22 protein-coding genes and 1 pseudogene are annotated in these 18966 nt (G+C 39.3%); 15 read left to right on the plus strand and 8 right to left on the minus strand.

Annotated features, from left to right (window positions below; genetic code table 11):
- Positions 1 to 540: 540 nt before the first annotated feature.
- From K1I67_RS01155 to K1I67_RS01195, 10 genes and pseudogenes are all read left to right on the plus strand, one after another.
- On the plus strand, positions 541 to 1995 hold the full coding sequence (locus tag K1I67_RS01155) for an aminotransferase class I/II-fold pyridoxal phosphate-dependent enzyme (RefSeq protein WP_223338446.1): 1455 nt from the start codon (positions 541 to 543) through the stop codon (positions 1993 to 1995).
- Positions 1996 to 2856, plus strand: a complete 861-nt coding sequence (gene speE / locus K1I67_RS01160; RefSeq protein ID WP_223338447.1) for a polyamine aminopropyltransferase — start codon at positions 1996 to 1998, stop codon at positions 2854 to 2856.
- Positions 2853 to 4112 carry a saccharopine dehydrogenase family protein gene (locus K1I67_RS01165; RefSeq protein ID WP_049527186.1) on the plus strand — a complete coding sequence of 420 codons (1260 nt, stop codon included), beginning with the start codon at positions 2853 to 2855 and terminating at the stop codon, positions 4110 to 4112. The genes speE and K1I67_RS01165 overlap by 4 nt, the downstream gene beginning before the upstream one ends.
- The gene (nspC, locus tag K1I67_RS01170; protein WP_223338448.1) at positions 4112 to 5239 is read left to right on the plus strand and encodes a carboxynorspermidine decarboxylase; all 1128 of its coding nucleotides are present in this window, start codon (positions 4112 to 4114) and stop codon (positions 5237 to 5239) included. Before K1I67_RS01165 ends, nspC begins: the two co-directional genes overlap by 1 nt.
- A complete protein-coding gene (aguA, locus tag K1I67_RS01175; protein WP_223338449.1) occupies positions 5236 to 6321 on the plus strand; it encodes an agmatine deiminase in 1086 nt (361 codons plus the stop codon). Before nspC ends, aguA begins: the two co-directional genes overlap by 4 nt.
- 9 nt (positions 6322 to 6330) lie before the next feature.
- Positions 6331 to 7206: an N-carbamoylputrescine amidase gene (aguB, locus tag K1I67_RS01180; protein ID WP_223338450.1), complete on the plus strand. Its 876-nt coding sequence runs from the start codon at positions 6331 to 6333 to the stop codon at positions 7204 to 7206.
- 57 nt (positions 7207 to 7263) lie between these two features.
- The gene (locus K1I67_RS01185) at positions 7264 to 7887 is read left to right on the plus strand and encodes a tetratricopeptide repeat protein (RefSeq protein ID WP_223338451.1); all 624 of its coding nucleotides are present in this window, start codon (positions 7264 to 7266) and stop codon (positions 7885 to 7887) included.
- 183 nt (positions 7888 to 8070) lie between these two features.
- Entirely contained in the window at positions 8071 to 8193 is a 123-nt protein-coding gene (locus tag K1I67_RS09910) for a hypothetical protein (RefSeq protein WP_263284441.1), read from the plus strand.
- A gap of 63 nt (positions 8194 to 8256) precedes the next feature.
- Positions 8257 to 8493, plus strand: coding sequence for an AbrB family transcriptional regulator (locus tag K1I67_RS01190; RefSeq protein ID WP_006148508.1), 237 nt, complete (start codon positions 8257 to 8259; stop codon positions 8491 to 8493).
- Positions 8490 to 8902: pseudogene (locus K1I67_RS01195) on the plus strand (type II toxin-antitoxin system death-on-curing family toxin). Before K1I67_RS01190 ends, K1I67_RS01195 begins: the two are co-directional and overlap by 4 nt.
- Positions 8903 to 9038: 136 nt before the next feature.
- Here K1I67_RS01195 and K1I67_RS01200 read toward each other — a convergent pair.
- The 3 genes from K1I67_RS01200 to K1I67_RS09915 are packed head-to-tail and all read right to left on the minus strand — an operon-like array spanning position 9039 to position 10888.
- Entirely contained in the window at positions 9039 to 9854 is an 816-nt protein-coding gene (locus tag K1I67_RS01200; RefSeq protein ID WP_223338452.1) for a TIGR03943 family putative permease subunit, read from the minus strand.
- Complete coding sequence (locus K1I67_RS01205; protein ID WP_223338453.1) at positions 9851 to 10756, minus strand: permease; 906 nt, start codon at positions 10754 to 10756, stop codon at positions 9851 to 9853. The genes K1I67_RS01200 and K1I67_RS01205 overlap by 4 nt, the downstream gene beginning before the upstream one ends.
- Entirely contained in the window at positions 10757 to 10888 is a 132-nt protein-coding gene (locus K1I67_RS09915) for an SPJ_0845 family protein (RefSeq protein WP_148131582.1), read from the minus strand.
- A 163-nt stretch (positions 10889 to 11051) separates the two neighbouring features.
- On the opposite strand from K1I67_RS09915, the gene K1I67_RS01210 reads away from it, so the two are divergent.
- Genes K1I67_RS01210 through K1I67_RS01220 form a run of 3 tightly spaced genes read left to right on the plus strand, consistent with a single transcriptional unit; the run spans position 11052 to position 13949 of the window.
- Positions 11052 to 13181: a Tex family protein gene (locus K1I67_RS01210; protein ID WP_223338454.1), complete on the plus strand. Its 2130-nt coding sequence runs from the start codon at positions 11052 to 11054 to the stop codon at positions 13179 to 13181.
- Entirely contained in the window at positions 13168 to 13617 is a 450-nt protein-coding gene (locus K1I67_RS01215; protein WP_001054505.1) for a SprT family protein, read from the plus strand. Before K1I67_RS01210 ends, K1I67_RS01215 begins: the two co-directional genes overlap by 14 nt.
- Positions 13618 to 13676: 59 nt before the next feature.
- Positions 13677 to 13949: a PspC domain-containing protein gene (locus K1I67_RS01220; RefSeq protein ID WP_001092788.1), complete on the plus strand. Its 273-nt coding sequence runs from the start codon at positions 13677 to 13679 to the stop codon at positions 13947 to 13949.
- Positions 13950 to 14005: 56 nt separating this feature from the next.
- Here the strand turns inward: K1I67_RS01220 and K1I67_RS01225 are convergent, their stop codons facing one another.
- Complete coding sequence (locus K1I67_RS01225) at positions 14006 to 14701, minus strand: VIT1/CCC1 transporter family protein (RefSeq protein ID WP_223338455.1); 696 nt, start codon at positions 14699 to 14701, stop codon at positions 14006 to 14008.
- Positions 14702 to 14913: 212 nt separating this feature from the next.
- On the opposite strand from K1I67_RS01225, the gene K1I67_RS01230 reads away from it, so the two are divergent.
- Together K1I67_RS01230 and radC are read left to right on the plus strand one after the other, a co-directional pair.
- Positions 14914 to 16194, plus strand: a complete 1281-nt coding sequence (locus tag K1I67_RS01230; protein WP_223338456.1) for an O-acetylhomoserine aminocarboxypropyltransferase/cysteine synthase family protein — start codon at positions 14914 to 14916, stop codon at positions 16192 to 16194.
- 63 nt (positions 16195 to 16257) lie between these two features.
- Positions 16258 to 16938, plus strand: a complete 681-nt coding sequence (gene radC / locus K1I67_RS01235) for a RadC family protein (RefSeq protein ID WP_223338457.1) — start codon at positions 16258 to 16260, stop codon at positions 16936 to 16938.
- Between the two features lie 23 nt (positions 16939 to 16961).
- Here radC and K1I67_RS01240 read toward each other — a convergent pair whose 3' ends face one another.
- The 4 genes from K1I67_RS01240 to K1I67_RS01255 form a co-directional block, all read right to left on the minus strand.
- Positions 16962 to 17651 carry a gamma-glutamyl-gamma-aminobutyrate hydrolase family protein gene (locus K1I67_RS01240; RefSeq protein ID WP_223338458.1) on the minus strand — a complete coding sequence of 230 codons (690 nt, stop codon included), beginning with the start codon at positions 17649 to 17651 and terminating at the stop codon, positions 16962 to 16964.
- 15 nt (positions 17652 to 17666) lie between these two features.
- Entirely contained in the window at positions 17667 to 18308 is a 642-nt protein-coding gene (locus K1I67_RS01245) for a redox-sensing transcriptional repressor Rex (RefSeq protein WP_223338459.1), read from the minus strand.
- A gap of 80 nt (positions 18309 to 18388) precedes the next feature.
- Positions 18389 to 18604, minus strand: coding sequence for a DUF4649 family protein (locus tag K1I67_RS01250; protein WP_223338460.1), 216 nt, complete (start codon positions 18602 to 18604; stop codon positions 18389 to 18391).
- Positions 18605 to 18613: 9 nt separating this feature from the next.
- The gene (locus tag K1I67_RS01255; protein WP_223338461.1) at positions 18614 to 18961 is read right to left on the minus strand and encodes a DUF1831 domain-containing protein; all 348 of its coding nucleotides are present in this window, start codon (positions 18959 to 18961) and stop codon (positions 18614 to 18616) included.
- Positions 18962 to 18966: the final 5 nt, after the last annotated feature.

The following is an 18966-nucleotide window of genomic DNA, read 5'->3' on the forward strand; positions in this document are numbered from 1 at the left end:
GAGTCAGCTCAAACAGCTTGAAAGATACTCGCTTAATCAGAGGAACAACTTTGTTGCACTTGACTTGACAATTGGGGTAATAAATCATTTAAAAAAAGTTCTAAAAAACTTTACAAAATAGTGAAAACATGATATAGTAATGAAGCTTAGAAAATGAGAAGATGTTTTCTAGTAAATATAAACCCGAGTAAAAAACGCCTACGGACAGGCAGGGTTGAATGCCGAAGCGTGGTTGAGAAGCCACATTATTGATAGGGTTAAAAGCCTACTTTTATAAGTTGATGTTAGAATATTGGTTCTAATTCGTATACATTTGTTAGTGTGGTGAAAGCACACGTCATCTTGTGAAACGATCAATAAAGTACGTAATATTTGCTACTAGAGAGTTAGGAAACATCAGGAACAGACATACTCAAAAGAAACAAACATAAACACGTCAGTAGATTGTAGAGCAGGTGCCAACCTGCTCTTTTTTCATAAGTATCCTTTAGAGCCTTACACAAGGTGAAAAAAACTATGATAAAGGAGTATGTCTCTATAATGTTAAATCAAAACCAAGCTCCAATTTATGAGGGACTGGTCAAGTTACGAAAAAAAAGAATTGTACCTTTCGATGTACCAGGTCACAAACGTGGACGTGGGAACCCAGAGTTAGTCGAACTCTTAGGGGAAAAATGTGTTGGTATTGATGTCAATTCTATGAAGCCCTTGGACAATCTAGGACATCCTATTTCGATTATCAGAGAAGCGGAAGAGCTAGCAGCAGAAGCTTTTGGTGCTGCTCATGCCTTTTTGATGATTGGTGGGACAACTTCATCCGTGCAAACCATGATTCTTTCCACCTGTAAAGCAGGTGATAAAATCATCCTTCCTCGGAATGTCCATAAATCAGCCATTAATGCTCTCGTTTTATGTGGAGCTATCCCCATCTATATCGAGATGAGTGTGGATCCAAAGATCGGTATCGCTCTGGGGCTTGAGAATGACCGTGTTGCCCAAGCAATCAAGGACCATCCGGATGCCAAGGCTATCCTAATCAATAATCCAACCTACTATGGGATTTGTTCAGACCTTAAGGGATTAACAGAGATGGCTCACGCCGCAGGAATGAAGGTCTTAGTAGACGAGGCCCACGGTGCTCATCTGCATTTTACAGATAAACTACCTCTATCTGCTATGGATGCAGGAGCAGATATGTCAGCTGTATCCATGCATAAGTCTGGTGGTAGCTTGACACAAAGTTCACTTCTTTTAGTTGGGGATCAGATGAATCCTGAGTACGTGCGTCAAATCATTAACCTGACCCAATCAACATCAGCATCTTACTTACTAATGTCTAGTTTGGATATTTCACGCCGCAATCTGGCCCTTCGTGGTAAAGAATCCTTTGAGAAAGTCATTGAGCTATCCGAGTACGCTCGTCGTGAAATCAATGCTATCGGTGGCTACTATGCCTACTCAAAAGAGCTAGTAGACGGTGTGTCCGTTTGTGATTTTGACGTGACTAAGTTGTCAGTCTACACTCAGGGAATCGGTCTAACAGGTATTGAAGTTTATGATCTCTTACGGGATGAATATGACATTCAGATTGAGTTTGGCGATATTGGGAATATCTTGGCCTACATTTCGATTGGTGACCGTATTCAAGACATTGAGCGCTTGGTCGGTGCGCTAGCTGATATAAAGAGACTTTACTCGAGAGATGGGAAAGACTTGATTGCTGGAGAATATATCCAACCTGAGTTAGTGCTTTCTCCTCAGGAAGCCTTCTACTCAGAGAGAAGAAGTTTAACCCTGGACGAGTCTGTTGGGCAAGTCTGCGGGGAATTCGTCATGTGCTACCCTCCAGGAATTCCAATCCTAGCGCCAGGTGAAAGGATTACACGAGAAATTGTGGATTATATAAAATTCGCCAAAGAACGTGGTTGTTCCCTCCAAGGAACGGAAGATCCAGAGGTCAATCACATCAATGTCATTGAGAGAAAGGAGAACTAAATGGATTTATGGTTTTCTGAAGTTCATACTCCAGATGTGAAATTAACGATGAGAACAGCAAAGCAACTGTATTCTGGTCAAAGTGAATGGCAGGATATTGAAGTATTAGATACGCCAGCTTTTGGTAAGATTTTGATTTTAAACGGGCATGTCTTGTTCTCGGATGCAGATGATTTTGTATACAACGAAATGACCGTCCACGTTCCCATGGCTGTCCATCCCAATCCTAAGAAAGTATTGGTTATAGGGGGTGGTGACGGTGGTGTTGCCCAGGTATTAACTCTCTATCCAGAATTGGAACAAATCGATATCGTGGAACCGGATGAGATGTTGGTAGAGGTCTGTCGTGAGTATTTCCCAGACTTTGCAGCAGGTCTTGATGATCCTCGTGTTACCATTTACTACCAAAATGGGCTTCGCTTTTTACGAAACTGTGAAGATGACTACGACATTATCATCAATGATGCGACTGATCCATTTGGACATACAGAAGGTCTCTTTACCAAGGAATTTTACGGCAATAGTTATCGAGCTCTCAAAGAAGACGGGATCATGATTTACCAGCATGGTAGTCCTTTCTTTGACGAAGATGAGTCAGCTTGCCGAAGCATGCACCGCAAGGTCAATCAAGCCTTTCCAATCAGCCGTGTTTATCAGGCACATATCCCTACCAGTCCTGCTGGCTATTGGTTATTTGGATTTGCATCGAAAAAATATCACCCTGTCAAAGATTTTGACAAGGAAGGCTGGAAAAAACGCCAGCTTTTCACAGAATACTACACTGCAAACTTACATGTGGGTGCCTTTATGTTGCCTAAGTATGTAGAAGACATTTTAGAAGAAGAGGAAGGAAAAAAATGAGTCGTTTATTAGTTATTGGATGTGGGGGCGTTGCCCAAGTTGCTATTTCAAAGATTTGCCAAGATAGCGAAACCTTTACAGAGATTATGATTGCTAGCCGTACCAAGTCAAAATGTGATGACTTAAAGGCTAAATTAGAGGGCAAAACAAGTACTAAAATTGAAACAGCTGCTCTTGACGCTGATAAGGTTGAAGAAGTAATTGCCTTAATTGAAAGCTACAAGCCAGAAGCTGTTTTGAACGTAGCTCTACCATACCAAGATTTGACCATTATGGACGCTTGCTTAGCAACGGGAGTTCACTATATCGACACAGCCAACTATGAGGCTGAAGACACAGAAGACTCAGAATGGCGTGCCATCTATGAGAAACGTTGTAAGGAACTTGGTTTTACAGCTTACTTTGACTACTCATGGCAGTGGGCTTACCAAGAAAAATTTAAGGAAGCAGGCTTGACAGCTCTTCTTGGTTCTGGTTTTGACCCAGGGGTAACCAGCGTCTTTTCAGCTTATGCTTTGAAACACTACTTTGATGAAATCCACTATATCGACATTTTAGACTGTAATGGTGGGGACCACGGTTATCCATTTGCAACAAACTTTAACCCAGAAATCAATCTCCGAGAGGTTTCTGCACCAGGTTCTTACTGGGAAGATGGAAAATGGGTAGAAGTCGAAGCCATGTCTATCAAACGTGAGTATGATTTCCCTCAAGTTGGTCAAAAAGACATGTATCTTCTTCACCATGAAGAAATTGAATCGCTTGCTAAAAACATCCCAGGAGTTAAACGTATTCGTTTCTTTATGACTTTTGGCCAATCTTATCTAACTCACATGAAATGCTTGGAAAACGTTGGGCTCCTTCGTACAGATACTATTAACTTTAACGGTCAAGAAATTGTGCCAATCCAATTCTTGAAAGCCTTGCTTCCAGATCCTGCAAGCCTCGGCCCACGTACAGTTGGAAAAACCAATATTGGTTGTATCTTTACAGGTGTCAAAGATGGTGTTGAAAAGACTATCTACATCTACAATGTTTGTGACCATCAGGAGTGCTACGCAGAAGTTGGTTCACAGGCAATTTCTTACACAACAGGTGTTCCTGCCATGATTGGAACAAAACTAGTGATGGATGGTACTTGGAAACAACCAGGAGTGTATAATCTTGAGGAGTTGGATCCAGATCCATTCATGGAAGCTTTGAACAAATACGGTTTGCCATGGGTCGTGGTTGAAAATCCACAAATGGTGGACTAATGAAGTTAGAACAAGTACCAACACCTTCTTATATCATTGACTTAGGAAAATTAGAAGAGAATTGTCGCATTCTACAAGAGATTCAAGAAAAAGCAGGTTGTAAGGTTTTACTGGCTCAAAAAGCCTATTCCCTCTATAAAACCTATCCTTTGATTAGCCAGTATCTGTCAGGTACGACAGCTAGTGGACTCTATGAAGCAAAGCTAGCTAGAGAAGAGTTTCCGGGGGAAGTCCATGTATTTGCGCCTGCTTTCAAGGAAGCTGACATGGAAGAGTTACTTCAAATATCTGATCACATTGTTTTTAACTCAGAAAGACAATTACGAAAATATGGTCAACCTTGTCGTGAAGCTGGTATCAGTGTCGGTCTACGCCTCAATCCTCAATGTTCAACTCAAGGAGATCACGCGCTCTATGATCCTTGTGCTCCTGGATCCCGTTTTGGAGTGACTTCAGATAAGATACCAAGTGATTTACTGGACTTGGTGGACGGACTTCATTTTCATACTCTTTGTGAGCAAGGGGCAGATGATTTAGCGACAACTTTAAAAGCAGTAGAAGAGCAGTTTGGGCCTTATTTGCATGAGGTAAAATGGCTTAATATGGGTGGTGGACATCACATTACAAGAGATGACTATGATGTGGATTTACTGATTTCTGAGATTAAACGAATTCAAGAAACCTATAACCTTGACGTTTATATCGAACCAGGAGAAGCCATTGCACTCAATGCTGGTTATTTAGCTACTGAAGTCTTAGACATCGTTGAAAATGGGATTGAGACCTTGGTGCTAGACGCCTCGGCAAGCTGCCATATGCCAGATGTCCTTGAAATGCCTTATCGTCCCCCATTGAGAGACGGTTTTGAAGCGCAAGAAAAAAAATATACTTATAGACTATCTTCTAATACCTGCCTAACAGGTGATATCATTGGTGACTATAGCTTTGAAAATCCGGTTGAGATAGGAGATAGACTGTATTTCGAGGACATGGCAATCTATTCCTTTGTCAAAAATAATACCTTTAACGGGATTGGACTTCCAAGTTTGTATGTGATTGATAAAGAGGGTGAGTGCAGTCTAGTCAAAGCCTTTGGCTATCAAGACTTTAAGGAGAGATTATCATGATGGACAGTCCCAAAAAATTAGGCTATCGTATGCCAGCAGAGTATGAACCCCACCATGGGACTCTCATGATATGGCCTACTCGACCAGGGTCTTGGCCATTTCAAGGTAAGGCTGCAAAAACAGCTTTTAGCCAGATTATCAAAACCATTGCCCAAGGGGAAACAGTCTACCTTTTAGTAGACCAGAATTATTTGTCTGAAGCCCAATCCTTTCTTGGAGACCAGGTCGTTTATCTAGATATCCCAACCAATGATGCCTGGGCTCGTGATACTGGTCCGACCATTCTCCTTAGTGATAAAAGGGAAAAGTTAGCGGTAGACTGGTCTTTCAATGCCTGGGGTGGTGCTGTGGATGGTCTCTACCAAGACTATGAAGCAGATGACCAAGTCGCTAGTCGCTTTGCAGAAGTTTTAGAGATACCTGTTTACGATGCCAAACCTTTTGTACTGGAAGGCGGAGCTATTCATAGTGACGGTCAAGGAACCATTCTTGTGACTGAAAGTTGTTTGCTCAGTCCGGGTCGTAATCCTCACCTGACTAAGGAGGAGATTGAAAAGACCTTATTAGAGAGCCTCGGTGCCGAAAAAGTCATTTGGTTGCCTTACGGTATTTACCAAGATGAGACAAATGAACACGTCGATAATGTTGCAGCCTTTGTTGGTCCTGCTGAGGTTGTTTTAGCTTGGACAGACGACCAAGACGATCCTCAATATGCCATGTCTGCAGCAGATCTAGCTCTCTTAGAGAAGGAAACCGATGCAAAAGGCCGGAGTTTCACTATTCATAAACTTCCAATCCCAGCTATTCATCAAGTAGTTTCAGAGGAGGATTTGCCGGGCTATGCTTATGAAGAAGGCGAAGAGGAGCGTTATGCAGGTGAAAGACTAGCAGCTTCCTATGTAAATTTTTACATTGCTAATAAGTCTGTATTAGTGCCGCAATTTCAGGATGTAAACGACCAAGTAGCCTTGAATATTCTGAGCCAGTGTTTCCCAGACCGTGAAGTTGTCGGAATTCCTGCAAGAGATATTCTTTTAGGTGGTGGAAATATCCACTGTATTACCCAACAAATTCCAGAATAGGAGAAAAAGATGAGAAATGTAACGGTTGCAGCCATTCAGATGCAATGCGCTAAGGATGTGGAAACCAATATCCAAACAGCTGAACGTTTAGTCCGTCAAGCTACTGAGCAAGGAGCTCAGATTATTCTTTTACCTGAATTATTTGAACGTCCCTATTTCTGTCAGGAGCGCCAATATGACTACTACCAGTATGCCCAGTCGGTATCAGAAAATACTGCTATTCAGCATTTTAAAGTGATTGCCAAGGAACTAAAGGTCGTTTTACCAATCAGTTTCTATGAAAAAGATGGTAATGTTTTGTATAACTCTATCGCTGTCATTGATGCAGATGGAGAAGTAATAGGAGTTTATCGTAAAACTCATATACCAGATGACCATTATTATCAGGAGAAATTCTTCTTTACTCCTGGAAACACAGGCTTCAAGGTCTGGGATACTCGCTATGCCAAGATTGGTATTGGCATCTGTTGGGACCAATGGTTTCCTGAGACAGCCCGTTGCCTTGCTTTAAATGGTGCAGAATTGCTCTTTTATCCAACAGCTATTGGTTCAGAGCCTATTTTGGATACAGATAGTTGTGGTCATTGGCAACGTACTATGCAAGGACATGCAGCAGCAAATATTGTACCGGTCATCGCAGCCAATCGTTATGGTTTGGAAGAAGTCACTCCTTGTGAAGAAAATGGGGGGCAAAGTTCTAGCCTTAATTTCTACGGTTCATCCTTTATGACCGATGAAACAGGAGCTATCTTGACTCAAGCAGATAGACAAGGCGAAGCAATTTTGTTGACTACCTATGACCTCGACAAAGGAGCAAATGAGCGCCTAAACTGGGGCTTGTTTAGAGATAGAAGACCAGACATGTATAAAGATATTGTGAGATGATCGTTTGTATTTTTCGTTTAGATAATTATCGTTCTAGAATAGATAGGAGTTTTTTTAATGAATCAAGCTTGGGAATTATTATTTGAGGGAAAAATTAATGAAGCTAAGCAATTAGTTCAAGCAGAGTTTTGCCTAGCAACTTGTAAAGATTACAGTCTTTTAAACTTGATGGGCTATATCTATTTGTACGAAAAAAAGTATGAACACTGTTTAGAGGTTTACCAACGTTATCTCCACTTGGCTATTACAGAAAAGGATCGTGAAAATGAACACATCGCGTATCATCAATTGGCCATGGTCTATCGTGAAATGAATGATTTTCAGACAGCTCTTAGCTATATCGAAAAAGAGCGAGAAGTTATTGAACAAGATTTTTCAGGGGATTCTCTCAAAAATTCTATTAATGACTATGAGCAAGGTTATTTACGATTAAAGTTAGATCAACTTGTTGAAGCGGAGTTTTATATGCAGCAGTCGCTAGACTCAGCCTTAAAGACAGATGATCTTATCGCTCAGGCCTGCGCTTATAGAGGATTGGGAGAGATTTATCGAAAACTTGATTCGAGTAAATCCTATGATTATTTTAGTCACGCTATTAATCTCTTCGACAAGGCAGGAGATGAGATTGGAGCGGAAGAAGTCAGAGCTTTAAAAGATAATAAAAAGTCTGAGACAAAATAGTTCTCAGATACAAAAAAGCTAGAGGTTCCCAATTGTTGAACCTCTAGCTTTTTTCTGTAGATACTATAGTAATTTTTGATAAAGTAAATGATAAAATGGACTTTGTGTTAGCAAGGATAAAAAAGACTGGGAAGCTCTTAATCAATTTTTCCTTCAATAATTAAGTCGTGGCTGAGGTTAGATATGGGAAAATGGACATGTAGATGTGGTCAAGCAATGAACGACCACCAAGTGCCTGATCCAAATGCTTATTCGGTTTATTCGGATGAGTTCTTAGCAGAAATTTCTCAAGCTGAATTATTTTAACTGATATTCTGTCAATGTAATTACGGTAATTATTTGTTATAATACTTCAAAGGAGGAAATCAGATGGTAGTAAAAACAAGAAAACAAGGAAATTCAATCACCATCACCATTCCAAGCGAATTCAATATTCCAAGTGGTGTAAAATACGAAGCGAAATTGTTACCAAGTGGTGAAATTATCTTTACTCCTGAAGAGTCTGGACATCAGATTTCTTATGTAACTGATGATGCCTTTGACTTAAATTTGGACAAAATTTTTGACGAATACGATGATGTTTTCAAAGCTTTGGTGGAAAAATGACAGTCTATCTGACAGAAAAGCAAATTGAAAAATCAATGCTTTAGCAATTCAACGGTATTCACCTAATGAAAAAATTCAGACAGTTAGTCCTTCTGCCTTAAATATGATTGTCAATTTACCAGAGCAATTTGTCTTCGGTAAACCTCTTTATCCAACAATTTTTGATAAGGCAATGATACTATTTGTCCAATTGATCAAAAAGCATGTTTTTGCCAATGCTAATAAACGAACTGCTTTCTTTGTTTTGGTGAAATTTTTACAGTTGAATGGATATCGTTTTTCTGTAACAGTTGAAGAAGCGGTCGCTATGTGCGTGACTATCGCAGTAGAAGCCTTGACAGATGAAAAGTTAGCTTCCTACACCAAATGGATCTCTGAAAATTCATTTAGAGTTAATGGCAAGAATTAAGTTTGGATGTTTAAATCCTATAAGTAAAAAATAGACAAACAGATAGTAGTATTCTGTAATGCAGAAAACTAATCTTTTGAATACGTCAAACATTCAATCTTACTAAACAAAAAAAGTAGCCCCTTCAGGCTACTTTTTAAAATTCTTTGTAAACATAAGTATTTTCGGGTTTGTCTACTTTGATGAAGGACTGGACTTCAAGGGTTGGGAGGACTTGGTTGAGTTCCTTGTGATAGCGATTGCTAATCTTACCTTTGACTCTAACCCAGGTGTTATTTTCGTACCGATTAGTGTTTCCAGTGGTCAAAAGGCCAAAAACTCCTGAATCAGCAATACAGTGCATAATACCAAAGCGAAAAACAAATTGACTATTGGTATGATTTGGATCGTTGTAGACAAAGCCAATAAACACGATTTCCTTGCCTTCAAATTCATTTGGATAATCATAGATAGCTTCCATGACCTCCAGGTAATTTTCATCATTGATAACTATACTAGATTGAGCTAAGTATTTATCAGCACTCTTCCGAATAATATTTTCATGAGCTGTTTGTGAATAAAATCTACTGGTATCCGGCTTCAGATACTGACTGCTCGTTCCTTCACTTGCTTGGATTGCTTTGTCAGTTCCTTCCGACAAAGGGAAATAATATCCTTTTGCCGATACTGTTTGTGAATCCAGACTGACAGTTGGAAATGTAAATCCAACTAACAAAGGCAAACTTAAGAGGGCAAAACTAGCAATCTTGGCTGAAATACTATGTAAGTGACTATGTTCTTTCAATCTTTTGAAGCAAATGTAGGCTTGAACAATGGCTAGGAACAAAGATAAAACCATGGTGATATAAGCCAGATAAGAGTAGTGAAGATTTAGATACTGATTGAGCTTACCTGATAGATGTAAATAAAGGGTTAAGAAAAAATAACTCATCAAAATAAGAAATCGTATCATAGCATCACTCCGACTATATAAGAATAGACAAGAACAACAAGAGTTACAATTGTCATGAACTGCCAAATAAAGCGAGTTTTTAGATAATTCTTCATCATGAGTAGATTTTTGACATCAAGCATAGGGCCTATAACCAGAAAGGCGAGAACTGGAGCAAAACCAAAACTGGATAGAAGCGAAGAGCCAATAAAGGCATCTGCCTCACTACAAAGCGAAAGTAAGAAAGATAAGATCATTAAAAGAACAATAGCCAGCAGTGGTGATGCACTAATAGATGTCAGAATCCGAGTTGGGACATAGACTTGGACAATGCTTGCAAAAAGACAGCCAAAGACTAAGTAACGCCCCATATCGAAGAACTCATCAATAGCTTGGATAAAAACTTGAAGAAGTTTCTGACCTTTCGTTAAATGAGAAAAATCATGTTCATGACAAGCTAGTCTATTTTCTTTTTGAATCGATTCCTCCCAGAAAAAGCCAAGAAAGATACCCAATATCGTAGCAACGAGTATCGAACCTAAAGCGCGGAGTAAGACCATTTTGAATGAATTGCCAAAGGCTGAATAGGTAGCAAAAAGCACGATAGGATTGATGATAGGAGCCGTTACTAGAAAGGGAACAGCTGTATAGCTTGGAACCTTCTTCTCCAAGAAACGATTAATGATAGGAACGATTCCACATTCACAAGAAGGGAAGAGAAAACCTATGAAGGTACCAAAAAAGATTCTCCCCAAACGATTTTTAGGGAGAAATCTATAAACCTTCTCAGGAGTGACGTAGACTTCAATAGCACCAGAGATAATGCTACCAATTAAGACAAAGGGTAAAGCTTCAATGATAATTGATAGAAAAATGGCACCAGCTTGTAAAACACTTGAAGGCAGGTTTTGAAAGAGATCCATCTATTTTTTCTTTTCTGCTTTTTCTTTCTTTTCTTTGTCATCAGGAAATGTTACTTGTTTCAAATCAGGAAGTTTAGCAAACTCTTCGAACATTTTATCTAAGTCATCAGTTTTTGTAAATTTAACAGCCATAAGGCATACCTCGATTCTTATTGTTTCCTCTATTATACTATTATTTCAGCCAAAAGGTTTAATTTTAAATTGTTAAGACCAATGAATTTTTATCTTCAACAAATACCAAGCTAACTGTGACATTAATGAAAACAAGCTTTCTTCCTTATGGTATAATAGTCTCATGGATAAAAAATATGAAAAAATTTCCCAAGATTTGGGTGTAAGCTTAAAGCAAATTGATACGGTCTTGTCTTTGACAGCAGAAGGAGCAACCATTCCCTTTATCGCTCGTTATCGTAAGGACATGACTGGTAGTTTGGATGAGGTGGCTATTAAAGCTATTATCGACCTTGATAAAAGTCTTACCAACCTCAATGACCGTAAGGAAGCTGTTTTGGCAAAAATCAAAGAGCAAGGTAAGTTGACCAAAGAGTTAGAAGAAGCCATCTTAGCTGCTGAAAAACTAGCGGATGTTGAAGAACTCTATCTTCCTTATAAAGAAAAACGCCGCACCAAGGCGACAATTGCGCGTGAAGCTGGACTCTTTCCACTTGCTCGCCTAATCCTGCAAAATGTTTCTGACCTAGAAAAAGAAGCAGAAGCATTTGTCTGCGAAGGTTTCGAGACTCCACAAGATGCTTTAGCAGGTGCAGTTGATATTTTGGTTGAAGCTCTCTCTGAGGATGTCAACTTACGTTCAATGACTTATCAAGAGGTCCTTAGACATTCTAAGATTACATCTCAACTTAAAGACGAAACTCTAGATGAAAAGCAAGTCTTTCAGATTTATTACGATTTCTCAGAGACGGTTGCTAACATGCAGGGATATCGTACTCTTGCCCTTAATCGTGGTGAGAAGTTAGGCATCTTGAAGATTGGTTTTGAGCATGCGGTCGAACGTATACAGGCTTTCTTTGCTGCTCGTTTTAAGGTTAAGAATGCTTATATTGACGAAGTTGTTCAGCAGTCTGTTAAGAAAAAAGTCTTACCAGCTATCGAGCGTCGTATCCGTACAGAGTTAACAGAGAAGGCAGAAGAAGGAGCTATTCAACTATTTTCTGACAATCTGCGTAATCTCCTCTTGGTAGCACCGCTAAAAGGGCGCGTGGTTCTAGGTTTTGACCCAGCCTTTCGTACAGGGGCTAAGCTTGCGGTCGTTGACGCGACTGGGAAAATGTTGACGACACAAGTCATTTATCCAGTCAAACCAGCTTCAGCTCGTCAGATTGAAGAAGCTAAACGTGATTTAGCAGATTTAATTGGCCAATACGGTGTTGAAATTATTGCTATCGGAAATGGAACTGCTAGTCGTGAGAGCGAAGCCTTCGTTGCTGAAGTACTTAAAGATTTTCCTGAGGTCAGCTATGTTATTGTCAATGAGAGCGGGGCATCTGTCTACTCAGCTAGTGAACTTGCTCGTCAAGAGTTTCCTGAGTTAACTGTTGAGAAACGCTCTGCTATTTCTATTGCTCGTCGCTTGCAAGACCCACTTGCTGAATTGGTTAAAATTGATCCCAAATCCATCGGTGTCGGTCAATATCAGCACGATGTTAGTCAGAAAAAACTGTCTGAAAGTCTGGACTTTGTTGTTGATACAGTAGTGAACCAAGTCGGTGTCAATGTCAATACAGCTAGTCCAGCTCTTCTTTCGCACGTAGCTGGTCTTAACAAAACCATCTCTGAAAATATCGTTAAGTATCGTGAGGAAGAAGGTAAAATCACTTCACGCGCCCAAATCAAGAAAGTTCCTCGCCTAGGTGCTAAGGCCTTTGAGCAGGCTGCTGGTTTCCTCCGTATCCCTGAAAGCAGCAACATCCTTGACAATACTGGTGTTCACCCTGAAAACTATACTGCGGTCAAGGAACTCTTCAAACGCTTGGATATTAAAGACCTAACTGAAGAAGCGCAAGCAAAACTCAAATCTGTTTCTATCAAAGAAATGGCTCAAGAGCTAGAACTCGGTCAAGAAACTCTTAAAGATATTATCGCAGACCTTCTCAAACCAGGTCGTGATTTCCGTGATTCTTTTGACGCTCCAGTTCTTCGCCAGGATGTTTTGGACATCAAAGACTTACAAGTTGGGCAAAAGCTTGAAGGAGTTGTGCGCAACGTCGTTGACTTCGGTGCCTTTGTTGATATCGGTATCCATGAGGACGGTCTCATTCACATCTCTCACATGAGTAAGAAATTTATCAAACATCCAAGTCAAGTAGTATCGGTCGGCGATTTGGTAACCGTTTGGGTTAAAAAAATCGATGCTGACCGCGAAAAAGTGAATCTGTCGCTTCTTGCACCTAATGAATCTAACTGATTACGTTAAACAGGTTTCTATAGAAGATTTTGGAAAACCTTTCAAACACCAAGCTCAATGGAATACTCGTCTACGGTCGACAGGTGGGCGATTTTTCCCTAAGGATGGTCATTTGGATTTCAATCCCAAAGTATATCAAGAACTTGGTTTAGAGGTTTTTCGTAAAATTGTTCGGCATGAGCTCTGTCATTACCATCTTTACTTTGAAGGCAAGGGCTATCAGCATAAGGATTTAGCCTTTAAGCAACTTCTAAAAGAGGTCGACGGTCTCCGCTTTGTTCCTCCCTTATCAAGTGCCAGTCAAAAGCCAAGCTTAGTCTATACTTGTCAGTCTTGTCAGCAAATCTATCAAAGAAAGCGAAAAATTGATACCAAGCGTTATCGTTGTGGTCTCTGTCGTGGAAAGCTCCTCTTGTTAAATCGGCCTAAGGACTGATGTAGCAAATCTAGCTTAGTGCTATACTAAGATTAAGAAATCCGAAAGAGGAATAAATCATGAATACAAAATTTTATAAAATGAGAAGAAATCGCATGATATCAGGTGTTCTTGCAGGCCTATCTGATAAGTGGAATCTTGATGTAACCTTAGTTCGTTTCCTTTTTGCAATTTTTACAATCGCAAATTTTGGACTCGGGATTATTATCTACATTATCCTGGCTTCGATCCTACCAACAAAAGAAGATATTGAAGCTGAAATGTATGGAACAGGCCCACGCAAGATTAAAGAAGTCCAACCTATCAATGATGACGAAGGTTGGTTTTGGTAATTTAAATTAACTGTCTATATTTTGATAGCAAAAAAAGATACCGTTCGGTATCTTTTTTAAATACTAAACAACTGTCCGAATAGATAGGTAACTCCCATAGTCAACAAACCGATACAAAGGTTACGGATCATGGCTGTTTTTGTTGGGGCTTTCCCGAGTTTGGCACTAGTGTAGCCGGTAACTAATAGAGAAATGGCTACGATAACAACAGTAGCAGGAATTCGATAGTCACTTGGAAAGATGGTAATGGAAAGCATTGGTGGTAAACTACCAAGAACAAAAGCGATGAAGCTAGAAATAGCAGCATGCCAAGGGTTAGTAAATTCTTCGTACTCGATTCCATATTTTTCTTCAACTAAGGCTTTAAGTGGATTTTTAAGAAAAGCTTTATTGACTAAAAGTTGAGCTGAAGTTTCACACTCACCATTTTGAAGATAAGCGGCATAGAGGGATTTTTTAGCAGCATCCAAATCCTTATCTAAAAGAAGTTGTTCGCGGGCTACAGCGGCTTCTTCAGTGTCTTTTTGAGTGGATACAGATACATACTCGCCACCAGCCATAGAAAAGGCACCAGCAAGAATTGCGGCTAATCCTGAGAGGAAAATAATCCAGATATTACTGGTTGCACTGGCAACCCCGATAACAACTCCAGCGATGGAAATGATCCCGTCATTGGCTCCAAGCACACCAGCACGCAAGATATTTAAACGCCCTGCAAAGTTTGAATCAATTTCATGAGTAATTTCTGTCATAGTCTTCTCCTTCATATTCATTATAAAGTATGGGAGAAGTGAAAACAAACATTTTAAACTATCTGAAAAAAGTTCTACAATTCTAATAAAAGATTGCTATTTTTATCTATCAGCCATAGCTATTGCTTATGCAAAGATATAACAAAGTTGTATTTGTAACCTAGTGAAATAGGTGATACAATGAACTTAATGAAATCTTTGGAGGTCTTAATATGACTCGTGAATTTAAATTTGAAACTCTGCAATTGCATGCAGGACAAGTGGTAGATGCTACTACCAAGTCTCGTGCTGTACCAATTTACCAAACAACATCTTTTGTATTTGAAGATACACAAGAAGGTGCAGAACTCTTTGCACTTCAGAAGGCTGGTAATATCTATACTCGTATCACTAACCCAACAACTTCAGCCTTTGAAGAACGTATTGCTGCTCTTGAAGGTGGTGCAGGAGCCCTTGCCACAGCTTCTGGAATGGCAGCTCTTACTTATACTATCCTTGGACTTGCTCATGCAGGTGATCATGTTGTTGCAGCTTCAACTATCTACGGTGGTACTTTTAACCTATTGAAAGAAACCCTTCCTCGCTATGGAATCACCACAACTTTTGTTGATATCGATAATCTAGAAGAGGTAGAAGCAGCGATTAAAGACAATACCAAACTTGTCTTGATTGAAACCTTGGGAAATCCAGTCATCAACATTCCTGATATTGAAAAAATAGCTGAAATTGCTCATAAACACCAGATTCCTTTGGTCGCTGACAATACTTTTGCAACACCTTATCTTATCAATGTCTTTTCTCATGGTGTAGACATTGCAGTTCACTCGGCTACTAAGTTTATCGGAGGACATGGAACAACTATCGGTGGTGTTATCGTTGATAGTGGTAAGTTTGACTGGGCTGCTTCAGGGAAATTCCCTCAATTTGTCAATGAAGATCCAAGCTACCATAATTTAAGCTACACTAGAGATGTAGGTGCAGCAGCCTTCATCGTTGCCCTTCGTGTTCAATTGCTACGTGACACTGGTGCAGCTCTGTCACCATTTAACTCATTCTTACTCTTACAAGGTCTTGAAACACTTTCTCTCCGTGTTGAACGCCATGTTCAAAATGCTGAAAAAATCGTTGATTTCCTTGTTAACCATCCAAAGGTTGAAAAGGTTAACTATCCAAAACTTCCAGATAGTCCATATCATGCTTTGGCTGAAAAATACCTACCAAAAGGGGTCGGATCAATCTTTACCTTCCATGTTAAAGGTGGAGAAGCAGAAGCACGTAAGGTTATTGACAACTTAGAAATCTTTTCGAACCTTGCTAACGTAGCAGATGCAAAATCATTGGTCGTTCATCCAGCAACTACAACTCATGCCCAGTTGTCTGACTCTGATCTAGAAGCAGCAGGAGTAACTAAAAATCAAATCCGACTTTCAATTGGTCTTGAAAATGTTGATGATTTGATTGAAGATTTGCGACTAGCTCTTGAAAAAATCTAAAAATAACTAGTTTTTATCGAATTATAAATCCTTCTCACGAATAATAAAGTGAGGAGGATTTTTATGTATAGTATTTCATTTCAAGAAGATTCGCTCTTGCCAAGAGAACGCCTGGTGACAGAAGGAGTAGAAAGTCTGAGTAATCAGGAATTACTAGCCATTTTATTACGAACAGGAACTCGTCAATCTACCGTTTTTGAAATTGCACAGAAAGTATTGTCTCAATTGAACAGTTTAACTGATTTAAAAAAAATGACTCTGCAAGAACTACAGAGTTTATCGGGAATCGGGAGAGTAAAAGCTATTGAGTTGCAAGCAATGATTGAGCTTGGAAGTCGTATTCACAAACATGAAACTATTGAGGCAGAGAGCATTCTTAGTAGTCAAAGACTGGCTAAAAAGATGCAACAAGAATTGGGAGATAAAAATCAAGAGCACCTAGTGGCGCTCTATCTTAATACACAAAATCAAATTATTCATCAGCAAACCATTTTTATCGGCTCAGCTACTAGAAGTATTGCTGAACCACGGGAAATTCTCCACTATGCTTTGAAGCATATGGCAACATCTGTGATTCTGGTTCATAATCATCCATCTGGTGCTGTCATGCCGAGTAGAAATGATGATCATGTTACGAAACTTGTTAAAGAAGCCTGCGAATTAATGGGGTTGGTCTTATTGGATCATCTTATCGTCTCACATTCCGATTATTTTAGTTACCGTGAGAAGACGGATCTGGTATAAAAAACCTGTATAAGATACAGGTTTTACAATTCATTGACGACATAGTCGAAAAGTTTTTTATCTTTGGGGCGATTTTCAAAGAGAAATTCTGGATGCCATTGAACACCGAGGAAAGGGAAACCATCCGTTGTTGTAACAGCCTCGATAATTCCATCTTTAGGATCATGAGCTACAACCTTTAGATTTGGAGCTAGGTCCTTAATACTCTGATGGTGGAAAGAGTTGATATGGGAGATTTCTCCATAGATATCTCGAAGGATAGTATTAGGCTCGGTGACTAAACGTTGAGTTGTATACTCGGCTGAAGTATCCTGCCAATGGTCTTCAATATCTTGATAAAGAGTTCCTCCCATAGCCACATTAACGAGCTGGGTGCCTCGACAAACAGAAAAAATGGGTTTCTTCTGTTTAATGGCTTCTTTTATAAGAGCTAGCTCAAAAATATCTCTCTGAAGGTGGTAGTCATCGCTATCGATCGTTTTAGGTTCACCATAGAACTTTGGATCGACATTTTGTCCACCTGTTAAAATGAGTTTATCAATCAAGCCAATGTAGTAACTAGCCATTTCTTGATCACCAATTGGTAGGATAATGGGAATTCCCCCAGCTTCCTTGACTCCTTCAACAAAGCCTTTCGCAGCATAGCTCATCATAAGCTCATCATCAGGATGAGCTTTTTCGTTTCCTGTAATCCCAATAACTGGTTTTTTCATAAATGCTTTCGCTTTCTAATCCTCTTTTCTCATGAAATAGAGGAGAGTTTGCAATTCACTAGTTAAATCTACATACTGAGCTACCACATCTTTTGGTAGTTGGAGATGAACGGGTGAAAAGCTTAAAATTCCTTTAATACCTGCTTCGACAAGGAGATTAGCCACTTCTTGTGATTTGACACTCGGAACTGTTAAGATTGCAGTTTTAACATCTGCATTTTTTATTTTATCGTTGATTTGGGAAATTCCGTAAATCGGGATTCCATCAGGAGTTTTCGTACCAACTTCTGGATGATCGTCCAAATCAAAAGCCATAATGATTTTCATTTTGTTTCGTTCATGGAAACGGTAGTGGAGGAGAGCGTGCCCCATATTACCAATACCCACCAACATAACATTTGTAATAGAATTATCATTTAGAAGATCAGCAAAAAATGTCATTAGTTTTTTGACATCGTAGCCAAATCCACGGCGACCAAGTTCACCAAAGTAGGAAAAATCTCGTCTAACGGTAGCAGAATCAATACCAATGGCCTCAGCAATTTGTTTTGAGTTGGCTCTTTCAATTTTTTCTGCATGAAATCTTTTAAAGATACGATAATAAAGAGAAAGTCTCTTTGCTGTTGCTTTTGGAATAGCAGACTGTTTTTCTTTCACAAAATCACAACCTTTCTAAATACTATTTTATAGGAAGGTTGTGAAAAAATCAACAAAAACAAGAAAAAACTAAGAAAATCTTAGTTTATCTTTGTAAAATCATAGTGAGATAGAAAACGATAGAGATCCCCCAGAAGACCTTGATAGATTTCCTTTCCCATATAGGTAAGAGAAGTAATGACAGTAGTATCTGGAAGAGTCACACAGCCTGAAAGTGACAGCATGAGTGCTTCGTAATCTTCGTATTCTAAAACTCGATTGACTTGATAGGCATCTTTGTAAGTTAATCTAAACATAAGGGCCTTCTATCTTTCGCTTTTTGTAAATACGCCACGCTCAACAAGGCTATCCATTAAGAAGTAGAATTTCTCTTGGTAGATATGAGTTTCCTCTGATTTGAAGATATCGACCAAACGTAGGCCAAATTTATCTGTGATATTGATTTTTGCACCTGTTAATTCTTTGTTGATGATAATCTTAAGTTGAAAACCTTCTCCACTGTTTGGAACTTTTTCAAGAAGACGTGTTAATTCATAGTTACCAACTTTAGTTTCAAAAAAAGTATTATCTTTAAGAGTAAATTTCTTAACAGTTGGACTTAGTGTATAATCGTAACGACAATTTTTAAGTTTAATCGTTTGTTCGAATGCCATTGAGT

The sequence above is a fragment of the Streptococcus infantis genome (genome assembly GCF_019929575.1).
Lineage (GTDB): Bacteria > Bacillota > Bacilli > Lactobacillales > Streptococcaceae > Streptococcus > Streptococcus infantis_L.